This window comes from Vibrio sp. R10-SF1-ISO8 (genome assembly GCF_059833805.1).
Genome location: NZ_JCBDHL010000011.1, coordinates 23389 through 31583, shown reverse-complemented (window position 1 = coordinate 31583; position 8195 = coordinate 23389). Strand labels below are relative to the sequence as shown.

Below are 8195 nucleotides of genomic sequence, written 5' to 3'. Positions count from 1 at the left end.
AAATTTGGGGCCAAGAACTTGGCTTCCAAAAAGTTGGCATCTGCGATGTAGATCTCTCTGAGCATGAAGCTGAACTACAAAAATGGCTTGATGCAGGCTATCACGGGGAAATGGACTGGATGGCTCGTCATGGGATGATGAGAGCGCGTCCCGCTGAATTACTACCAGGCACTGTCCGTGTCATTAGCGTACGTATGAACTACCTGCCTCCTCAAGCGCAATTTGCCGCCAACCTGTCGGATCCGACTCAAGCCTATATAAGCCGCTACTCTCTTGGGCGTGATTATCACAAGTTAATCCGCAACCAGTTAAAAAAGCTCGGGCAAAAAATAGAACAAGAAGTTGGCAGCTTTGGCCACCGACCTTTTGTTGATTCCGCACCGATACTTGAAAGGCCTTTGGCGCAGAAAGCCGGATTGGGCTGGACTGGAAAACATTCACTTATTCTAGATAAAGAGTGTGGCTCATGGTTTTTCCTTGGTGAGTTACTGATAGATCTTCCTCTTCCAGTCGACGAACCCAGCGTTGATGAATGTGGCAAATGCAAAGCTTGTATTTCCTCATGCCCGACACAAGCCATCGTAGATAATGGTATTGTCGACGCAAGACGCTGTATCTCCTACTTAACCATTGAGTTTGACGGTGTCATCCCTGAAGAGTTTCGCAAAGCCATGGGCAACAGAGTCTATGGCTGTGACGACTGCCAACTTGTTTGTCCTTGGAACCGCTTCTCAGATTTAACCGATCAGCCAGACTTTCACCGTAGAGCGGCATTGACCAATGCGAATCTCGTTGAGCTATTTAAATGGGATGAAGCGACTTTCTTAAAAAATATGGAAGGTTCAGCTATTCGCCGTATCGGACATTTACAATGGTTAAGAAATCTGTCGGTCGCAATGGGAAATGCCCCCTACTCCATCAACATCATTGAAGCGCTAGAAAGTCGCCTCGGCCTAAGTGAGACTTTAGATGTACATATTCAATGGGCTCTAGAACAACAACAAGCTCAAACCCCAACACAATCCACTAAGCTAAATAGGTTGATTAGAATTGTCGAAAAAGGCTTACCACGCGATGCATAATGCTTGCCGAACTTAGCCACTCAGAGTTTGACCTAGCTCCAAAAACCAAAATGTGGAAAAAAGAAAGAACGATTACTCATTTTCTTACAGATGGAGAAGTTAATCACAGTGGTAAGAAATGACTAGGATCAAAAAACAGTGACTTAATGATCGTAAACACCTACTAACCCAAGCTAGGAAAAACATAAAAATAACTTGAAACTCAACGGGTTAGATTAAATTTAGAGTTAGGTAGGAAAGTTTCAAAAACAAAAAGATCGTTTTAGTCAAGCGTTATACATGAATAAAAATCAGGTTACCCACCAAGTTATCCACAATTAGACATCTGTGGATAAGTCTGTTGACTAACATGCCAAACCCTAGCTCACATAATGCTTGCTATTGATTCTGACTGAGCACATCTCGTGCTGAGATTTAATATTGAGACATAAAAATGCCCACCTAAAAACTAGGAGGACTTTTTACTGATTTGGGGTTCATGCTTCGCAGCATTAGCTAAAGAGCGGTGACCGTAAGGTCTATTCAAATGAAAATCATCTGAAGGAGATTTGGATCGTCTCGGCTGGATTCAGTCACGAGGTTCCTCGTGTACGCCAAGCTTCCTAAAATTTGGAGCGACACACGAGGTTCGAACTCGTGACCTCAACCTTGGCAAGGTTGCGCTCTACCAACTGAGCTAGTGTCGCATCTTTGTCACCGTTAAGCACGATGAAGGCTATTAAATTGGAGCGACACACGAGGTTCGAACTCGTGACCTCAACCTTGGCAAGGTTGCGCTCTACCAACTGAGCTAGTGTCGCTTTGGTTGCGGGGGCCGGATTTGAACCGACGACCTTCGGGTTATGAGCCCGACGAGCTACCAAGCTGCTCCACCCCGCGTCCGTATTCACCATTTAAGGCATGATGAAAGCCTTTAAACTTGGAGCGACACACGAGGTTCGAACTCGTGACCTCAACCTTGGCAAGGTTGCGCTCTACCAACTGAGCTAGTGTCGCATATTCTCATAAGAGAATTGGTTGCGGGAGCCGGATTTGAACCGACGACCTTCGGGTTATGAGCCCGACGAGCTACCAGGCTGCTCCATCCCGCGTCCATAATCATTGTTAAGCACAATGAAAGCTTTAAATTTGGAGCGACACACGAGGTTCGAACTCGTGACCTCAACCTTGGCAAGGTTGCGCTCTACCAACTGAGCTAGTGTCGCTTTGGTTGCGAGGCCGGATATAAATCGATGACCTTCGCGAGGTTTTATGAATAGCTGAGCCCGACGAGCTAGCGAATCACAACACCTAAAAATTTGGTTGCGGGGGCCGGATTTGAACCGACGACCTTCGGGTTATGAGCCCGACGAGCTACCAAGCTGCTCCACCCCGCGTCCGTATTCACCATTTAAGGCATGATGAAAGCCTTCAAATTTGGAGCGACACACGAGGTTCGAACTCGTGACCTCAACCTTGGCAAGGTTGCGCTCTACCAACTGAGCTAGTGTCGCTTTGGTTGCGGGGGCCGGATTTGAACCGACGACCTTCGGGTTATGAGCCCGACGAGCTACCAAGCTGCTCCACCCCGCGTCCGTATTGTTTCACCGTTAAGCACGATGACAGCTTTAAATTTGGAGCGACACACGAGGTTCGAACTCGTGACCTCAACCTTGGCAAGGTTGCGCTCTACCAACTGAGCTAGTGTCGCATCAACAACGTTTCCGTCGTTCAGGGCTGCGAATTATAAGAGCATTTTTTTGTGATGCAAGTCCTTCATGCAAAAAAAATCCATTTTTTTCCTGTTTGGATGAAAAGCGCACATCAATCATCAAAACAGCTTGAAATTTAAACGAAATGCATTTCGTTAAATAACATAAAAGTAACCTCACCTATGCTCAAATTGGGATATTGACCTGCATTTTGGTGACTTAATGTCGCTGATGAATGCAATTTTTAATATAACTATTGGCTATAAAAGCCTCGTTCCAATGGTTACAAGATTTCTCCTAGTTAAGGTTCAGTGTCCATGTCGTTGCAAAGGATTGTTTTTCGAACGCTCATACCCTTATTTGTCGCTACGCTAATTGTTGGTTGTGGCTCTATGCCTAAACCCATGCGTAATCTCGGCAAAAGTGACGTTGATTTTGTTATGGATGTCCATGCGAGACAGCTAAAGATACAGATGGTGGAACTGACACGAAAACTCTACGTCCGCAATCCAATTCAACTACATAAGAACCCGCAAGCGACCATAGAAAGTCGCATTACCCAGATTTTTGGTTCTGAAGAGAGTATCGAACTTCCCTCTTTAGTTTTTGATGAGCTTAATGGCGTCACTGGAATTGATGCAATCTTGCTAAGTTTTGATGAGAATTTTCAGGGAGACCGAGTATTTGCCGCTATCGTCGGCCTATCAGAGATGCTGCGCCGTTCATACAACCACCAGCAAGAGTTTTTTATCATCGATTCATTAGATGAGCAGTCGTTATATAACAGTGCGCGAAACATAGAGATCTTCGTGTGGCGACTCTATCATCGCAAAGACCAGTATGGGAACCCGCTGATTTACAGTAATGATACCGATGAAGATGGTGGTGATATCAGCTTTGACCGCCGATTCACTAAGATGGTCATGATTCAAGATATGATGGCACTCATCGTTGCAGACAAAACAAATCGAGGGATTACCAAGGTAGTCCACGGTGTAGCTCAATTTGCTTTCCTCCCCGTGCCATAAACAAAAACGCCAGCGAATTCGCTGGCGTTATTAAAGTCGATTAAATTGAGATAATCGTTTTACGGTAGTACTGAAGTTCGGCTATCGACTCTCGAATATCGTCTAACGCAAGGTGACTGCCTGTTTTCGAAAAGCCATCGAGTACTTCAGGCTTCCAACGACGAGTAAGTTCTTTCAACGTACTCACATCAATGTAGCGGTAGTGGAAATACTGCTCAAGCTCGGCCATGTGCTTGTACAAGAAACGTCTGTCTTGACCTACACTGTTACCACAAATTGGCGATTTACCTTTAGGTACCCACTTTTCTAAAAATTCAATCGTTTGACGGATAGCTTCTTGCTCATCGATTTTACTTTCGCGTACACGCTTAACCAAACCACTACCTGTATGCGTGGTTGTGCACCACTCATCCATTTTAGCCAGTTCTTCTTCTGGCTGATGAATGGCAAGTACAGGTCCTTCAGCTAAAATATTCAATTCACTATCAGTCACTATGGTGGCGATTTCGATAACTTTGTGGGTTTCTGGGTCCAGTCCTGTCATCTCAAGATCAATCCAAATTAAATTTTGATCGCTAAAGGACATAAATCGTTGCCTATTGGTTTTGTGCTAAAAGAGGTACTATACCCAAATTCCGATACCCAAGATAGATTGAGATACTCGCTGTCAGACAGGTATCACCCGATAAATTAATCAACTGAAGTAGAGAAACGTGGCTAAAAAGAAAAAGCTAACCAAAGGTCAGGTGAGGCGTGTACGCCATAACCAAAAACGCAAACTTAAGCAGGAAGAGACCATCCAGTGGGATGAATCTATGCTTGGAGGGAGTAAATCAGGCCTGGTTATCACTCGTTTTGGACAACACGCAGATATAGAAGATCTCGAAAGCGGAGAAGTGCAGCGCTGTAATCTTCGTCGCGGTATCGAATCTCTGGTTTCTGGGGACAGAGTCATTTGGCGCCCAGGCCTAGAGTCGATGGAAGGTATCAATGGCGTGGTTGAAGCCGTCGAGCCAAGAACTTCAGTCTTAACACGCCCTGACTACTACGACGGTCTAAAACCTGTCGCTGCGAATGTAGACCAAATGGTCATCGTTTCTTCAGTTCTACCTGAGCTGTCGCTCAATATCATTGATCGCTACTTGGTCGCCTCTGAAACCTTAAGCATTGCGCCGCTGCTAGTATTGAACAAAATCGATCTTCTCGAACAAGAGCAACTGGCTGAATACAAATCTTGGCTCAACGAATACGAGCGTATTGGCTACAAGGTGCTGTTTGTCAGTAAACAAACCGGGGAAGGTATTGCTGAGCTCGAAGCTGAGCTGAAAGATCGCATTAATATTTTCGTCGGTCAGTCTGGTGTCGGTAAATCAAGTCTAGTTAATGCGCTTATGCCTCAATTTAATGTTGAGGAAGGCGAGATCTCAGAAAACTCCGGCCTAGGCCAACACACAACCACCGCATCACGCCTTTACCATATTCCGACAGGTGGCGACCTAATTGACTCACCGGGAGTTCGTGAGTTTGGTCTGTGGCACTTGGAAGCCGAAGAAGTGACTAAAGCCTTTGTTGAATTTAGACCTTATCTAGGTGGCTGTAAGTTCCGTGATTGTAAACACAATGACGACCCAGGATGTGTACTGCGTCAGGCCGTGGAAGATGGTGAGATCAACGAAATACGCTTTGAAAACTATCACCGTATCCTCGAAAGCATGGCGGAAAACAAAGCCAATCGACAATACTCTCGTAGAAAAAAAGCGGATTTGTAACCGCAATTTTGTAAGCAAACTCTCGCAACTGCTGACTTTTGGGCGCATTTTGAGTAACATCTCGCGCCCAGAATATAGTCAATCATGAAAATAGCATTGGAATTGAACACAATGGATAAGATTAAAGTTGGACTGCAATATTGGATCCCTCAGCACGGTTTAACGCGCTTAGTGGGTAAGCTAGCTTCAGCAAAAGCTGGCGGTCTAACAACAGCAATCATCAAGTGGTTTATTAAGCAATACAACGTCAATATGGATGAAGCACTTCATTCTGATCCTAAACACTTTAAGACGTTTAACGAATTTTTTGTTCGTGAGCTAAAAGATGGCGCACGCCCAATCACCGAAGAAGCCTCTGTTATCACACACCCAGCAGACGCTTGTGTTAGCCAGTTTGGTCCGATCACTGATGGCAAACTGATTCAGGCAAAAGGCCATGACTTTACGGCGCAAGAGCTACTAGGCGGAGATGCAGAATTAGCTCAAGAGTTTGCCGACGGTGAATTCGCGACACTGTACCTTTCACCACGTGATTACCACCGAGTACACATGCCATGTGACGGCACACTTCGTCAGATGATTTATGTACCAGGTGATCTATTCTCAGTTAACCCGCTGACTGCTGAGAACGTGCCAAACCTGTTCGCACGTAACGAACGTGTAGTATGTATTTTTGATACTGAGTTTGGACCAATGGCACAGGTGCTTGTTGGTGCAACAATTGTTGGCAGTATCGAGCAAGTTTGGGCTGGCACAATAACCCCACCACGCGGCAATACCGTTTACAAATGGGACTACCCGGCTGAAGGTGACAAAGCGGTAATCCTTATGAAGGGTGAAGAAATGGGCCGCTTTAAGCTAGGCTCAACGGTTATCAACCTATTCGCCAAAGATGCGGTGAAATTTGATGACACGATGCAAAATGGTCAACCAACGGTAATGGGCACACCTTACGCTCATACAGCTCAGGCTGAACAAGCAGCGGAATAATCACCAACGTTCGACTCTGAAGCCTCGCAATCGCGGGGCTTTTTTTGACCCAAAGCAAACCTCCCTCAACAATTTCAACTGTTTATCAAAATTCTAGACTTGGTCTAAGACCTTTAATTCATTGTGAACTAATCTGTGGCTTCACTAATACTTTTGAGGTAAAGGATTGTATGCCAAAGGTAGAATCGGGAATTATCATTAAACTATTGATCAGTTTTGGTCTGCCAATCGGTGTACTGTTTATGCCTATTGACTGGATCCCTATTGATGATCTGACCCTGATTCAGCATCGACTATTGGCCATCTTTCTTCTCGCAGCCCTACTTTGGGTACTCGAGCCCGTCCCAGTGTTTGCGACTTCGATTTTGATCATCGCCTTAGAGCTGGTAATGATTTCCGACAAAGGGCTACATTTATTCCGCAACCCTCCTGCAGGACATGACTTGGGGGAGTTGATGAACTACACAGACATCTTCAGCGCCTTCTCTTCGCCAATCATTATTCTGTTTATGGGTGGTTTTGCCCTTGCGATCGCCGCCTCTAAGTATGAGCTCGATAACAACTTAGCGCGCGTACTGCTCAAGCCTTTTGGCCACCAGCCTAAGTTCATCATGCTTGGCTTAATGTTGATTACTGCCGTGTTCTCAATGTTTATGTCCAACACCGCAACAACGGTAATGATGCTTGCATTACTTGGCCCAATTGTCGCTTCGGCACCTAAAGGCGATATTGGCATTAAAGCCTTAGTACTGTGTATCCCGATCGCCGCCAACACAGGCGGTATTGCGACTCCAATCGGTACGCCACCGAACGCCATTGCACTTCAGTACCTCACAGGCGAGAACAGTATCGATTTCTTAAGTTGGATGATGATGGGATTACCTTTTGTGACTGTGCAACTGACTATCGCTTGGTTCCTGCTGCAAAAGCTGTTCCCATCTTCCCAACAAACCATGAAGCTTAAGTTAGATGGGCAATTCCAAAAGAACTGGCGCGCGATGGTGGTTTACGCCACGTTTGCTTCAACCATCCTACTGTGGATGACGACCAAACTGCATGGCATGAACACCTATGTTGTTTCCATTATTCCACTGGCTGTTTTCACGCTCACTGGCATTATGGGCAAAGCTGAGCTCAAGCTGATTAACTGGGATGTACTGTGGCTAGTTGCCGGTGGTATTGCAATTGGTATCGGTTTGGATAAAACCGGATTAGCCGCAGCCCTAGCGCATGCAATTGATTACGAATCACTATCGCCAATTGCCGTGGTTCTTACTCTGTCGATCGTCTGCTGGCTAATGGCAAACTTCATGTCTAACACCGCGACTGCTAACCTACTGATGCCGATTGCGGTTGCCATTGGGGCTTCCATGGAGAGTTTGGCTAGCGTCGGTGGACTGCAAGGATTATTGGTCGTTGTCGCCTTCTCCGCATCACTTGGCATGATTTTACCCGTATCAACACCGCCAAACTCTCTGGCCTACTCGACTGGTCTTATCGAGAGCAAAGATATGGCTAAAACCGGGCTAATTATCGGTGTGATTGGCTTAACAATTGTTTATGCCGGAACACTGCTACTTACCTAATTACCGTATGTCGTTTATTATTTATTGACTGAAGGTCACAGTTCAATCA

The 8195-nt window shown here is 45.6% G+C and carries 6 protein-coding genes and 10 tRNA genes; 5 read left to right on the top strand and 11 right to left on the bottom strand.

Annotated elements, in window-relative coordinates:
• Nucleotides 1-2 precede the first annotated feature (2 nt).
• Nucleotides 3-1082, top strand: coding sequence for a tRNA epoxyqueuosine(34) reductase QueG (gene queG / locus AC6R00_RS09375; RefSeq protein ID WP_500640195.1), 1080 nt, complete (start codon nt 3-5; stop codon nt 1080-1082).
• Nucleotides 1083-1692: 610 nt separating this feature from the next.
• Here the strand turns inward: queG and AC6R00_RS09370 are convergent.
• From AC6R00_RS09370 to AC6R00_RS09325, 10 genes are all read right to left on the bottom strand, one after another.
• Nucleotides 1693-1768 (bottom strand) — tRNA-Gly (locus AC6R00_RS09370).
• 38 nt (nt 1769-1806) lie between these two features.
• Nucleotides 1807-1882 (bottom strand) — tRNA-Gly (locus AC6R00_RS09365).
• 2 nt (nt 1883-1884) lie between these two features.
• Nucleotides 1885-1961 (bottom strand) — tRNA-Met (locus tag AC6R00_RS09360).
• Between the two features lie 41 nt (nt 1962-2002).
• Nucleotides 2003-2078 (bottom strand) — tRNA-Gly (locus AC6R00_RS09355).
• An 18-nt stretch (nt 2079-2096) separates the two neighbouring features.
• A tRNA-Met gene (locus AC6R00_RS09350) sits at nt 2097-2173 on the bottom strand.
• 38 nt (nt 2174-2211) lie between these two features.
• Nucleotides 2212-2287, bottom strand: a tRNA-Gly gene (locus tag AC6R00_RS09345).
• Nucleotides 2288-2381: 94 nt separating this feature from the next.
• Nucleotides 2382-2458: transfer RNA gene (locus tag AC6R00_RS09340), tRNA-Met, on the bottom strand.
• A gap of 41 nt (nt 2459-2499) precedes the next feature.
• A tRNA-Gly gene (locus AC6R00_RS09335) sits at nt 2500-2575 on the bottom strand.
• Between the two features lie 2 nt (nt 2576-2577).
• Nucleotides 2578-2654, bottom strand: a tRNA-Met gene (locus AC6R00_RS09330).
• 42 nt (nt 2655-2696) lie between these two features.
• Nucleotides 2697-2772: transfer RNA gene (locus tag AC6R00_RS09325), tRNA-Gly, on the bottom strand.
• Nucleotides 2773-3090: 318 nt separating this feature from the next.
• Here AC6R00_RS09325 and AC6R00_RS09320 point away from each other — a divergent pair.
• The gene (locus tag AC6R00_RS09320; protein ID WP_239846360.1) at nt 3091-3801 is read left to right on the top strand and encodes a hypothetical protein; all 711 of its coding nucleotides are present in this window, start codon (nt 3091-3093) and stop codon (nt 3799-3801) included.
• Nucleotides 3802-3841: 40 nt separating this feature from the next.
• On the opposite strand, the gene orn is transcribed toward AC6R00_RS09320, so the two are convergent.
• Nucleotides 3842-4387 (bottom strand): oligoribonuclease, encoded by a 546-nt coding sequence (orn, locus tag AC6R00_RS09315; protein WP_049842760.1) that lies wholly within the window; start codon nt 4385-4387, stop codon nt 3842-3844.
• Between the two features lie 127 nt (nt 4388-4514).
• On the opposite strand from orn, the gene rsgA reads away from it, so the two are divergent.
• The 3 genes from rsgA (at nt 4515) to AC6R00_RS09300 (ending at nt 8146) form a co-directional block, all read left to right on the top strand.
• Nucleotides 4515-5570, top strand: coding sequence for a small ribosomal subunit biogenesis GTPase RsgA (gene rsgA, locus AC6R00_RS09310; protein ID WP_500640194.1), 1056 nt, complete (start codon nt 4515-4517; stop codon nt 5568-5570).
• Nucleotides 5571-5681: 111 nt separating this feature from the next.
• The gene (gene asd / locus AC6R00_RS09305; RefSeq protein WP_500640193.1) at nt 5682-6560 is read left to right on the top strand and encodes an archaetidylserine decarboxylase; all 879 of its coding nucleotides are present in this window, start codon (nt 5682-5684) and stop codon (nt 6558-6560) included.
• Between the two features lie 170 nt (nt 6561-6730).
• Complete coding sequence (locus tag AC6R00_RS09300; RefSeq protein WP_500640192.1) at nt 6731-8146, top strand: SLC13 family permease; 1416 nt, start codon at nt 6731-6733, stop codon at nt 8144-8146.
• Nucleotides 8147-8195: the final 49 nt, after the last annotated feature.